Raw genomic sequence first — 1,673 nt, 5'->3', positions numbered from 1 at the left:
CAATGCCGGTGAGTTAGCGCGTCAGTGCAGGTCAGGTGGGGTGCTTGGTGGCTTTGAGTGTGTAGCGGACGTTACTGGGAGTACGGGGCTGGTCCCGCTTTCTGACCTCGAAGGTGTTCTTGGACGGCTTCTTGATGCGTTGGCACTGCCGGTTGCGGCGGGGCGGGAGGAGGGCGGCCAGGAGCTCTGCGGTGACCTCGCGGCGGGCGGCGGCCAGTGTGGTGGCGTCCGCTGCGGCCTGGGCAGCGACGGCCAGCCGTGCGATTTGTACGGTGACGGTGAAGGAGATCCGGTCGGGATCGGTCCCTCCGTGTTCTGCCGCGCGCGTCTGCAGTGCGCACAGTGCCTGGTAGACGGTGAGGAGGGCGTAGATCTCCTGGCAGACCAGCTCGGGCGCCTTGGAACGCAGGATGAATCCGGCGCCGCGCAGGCGGTTCTTCAGTTCCGCGAACCCGTTTTCGATCTCCCACCGCTGGTGATATGCCGTCGCCAGCTGGCGGGCCGGGGCGAGGCGGTGGTCCAGCAGGCTGGTGACCAGCCGGAACGTCTCGGTGCGGGGCGGGCCGGCCTGTGGGTGGATGGTCACGGTGTACTCGATGATCCGCACCAGGTGTCCCCGGGGCGGCTCGGCCAGGGTGCGTCCGGCCGCGCGGGCCTGACCGTGACGGATGTTCTCCGCGGGCGTGCGCATGATGGACAGGTAGGACCCGTCGGACAGCACCCGCAGCGGCACGAAGACCAGGTTCTTCTTGATCCGCCAGGCCAAGTGGGCGCCGGTGGCGCGGGCCAGGCCCCACAGCTGGTATCCGGCGAAGTTGCGGTCGGCCAGCAGCAGCATGTCCGGTCGCAGGGAGGCCAGCAGCCGGCGGGCGAGCTTGTGCTCGCTGAACTTCGCCACGGCATCGAAGGCCGCATCGACCAGGGCGTGGGTGCCGCATTCCGTCAGTGCCATCAGGCGGACCTGCGGGTGTCCGCTCTGGTTGACACCGCCCTTGCCGGTGAAACCGAACTCAGCTGCGTTTGCCGGGGTGTCGGGGACATCCAGCGCGGTGCCGTCCCAGGCGACCAGCCGCAGCCCGAAGGCGAACGTGCCCGGAGTGAGGTTTGTGGCCAGCGTGCCGCACCGCCGCTCGAACAGCGCCTGCAGCGGTTTGTTGCCCAGCCGCTGCCGGGCCCTTGTCAGGGCCGAACTGGTTGGCAGCCGCTGCACGCACAGGCCCGGCAGATGCCGCAGCTTCTCCGTCAATGAGCGTAGAACCGATCGGTATCCCGGCGGCCCGGCACTGTCGGAGCTGCTGAACAGGCACAACGCCAGGACGAAGTAGACCACCGCCCGGGCCGGCAACAACCGGCGGCGACGCTCGCCGCAGCCGGTCAACTCCACAACCTCATCGACCAGTTCAGGGCTGATCTCCTCGGTCAACACGCCGAGACGGATGCGCTCGCCAAAGCGCTGATCCGTGGGGGCCGCCAGCCTGCTCAACGGGGCCTGGCTGCCCTCGGCGATGGCAGACGGCATGCGGACGATGGCACACTGAGTACCCAACGGAGTTCCCTCGCGGACAGTCGGATCTTGGTCGATCTTCTGTCCTACCGGGAACTCCGTTGTCGTGTCCCGGCCTCTGCAGACACATCACCAGAAGTGACGGATCACGCAACGTCACCAGGGGATA

1 protein-coding gene is annotated in these 1,673 nt (G+C 67.8%); it reads right to left on the bottom strand.

The window, feature by feature from the left end; all coding sequences use genetic code 11:
* Positions 1-31 precede the first annotated feature (31 nt).
* Entirely contained in the window at positions 32-1,519 is a 1,488-nt protein-coding gene (locus ACFZAX_RS35430) for an IS4 family transposase (protein ID WP_390967099.1), read from the bottom strand.
* Positions 1,520-1,673 lie beyond the last annotated feature (154 nt).

This window comes from Streptomyces sp. NPDC008125, assembly GCF_042957125.1.
Classification (GTDB): Bacteria; Actinomycetota; Actinomycetes; order Streptomycetales; family Streptomycetaceae; genus Streptomyces.
This window is presented reverse-complemented; position numbering and strand designations above follow the sequence as displayed.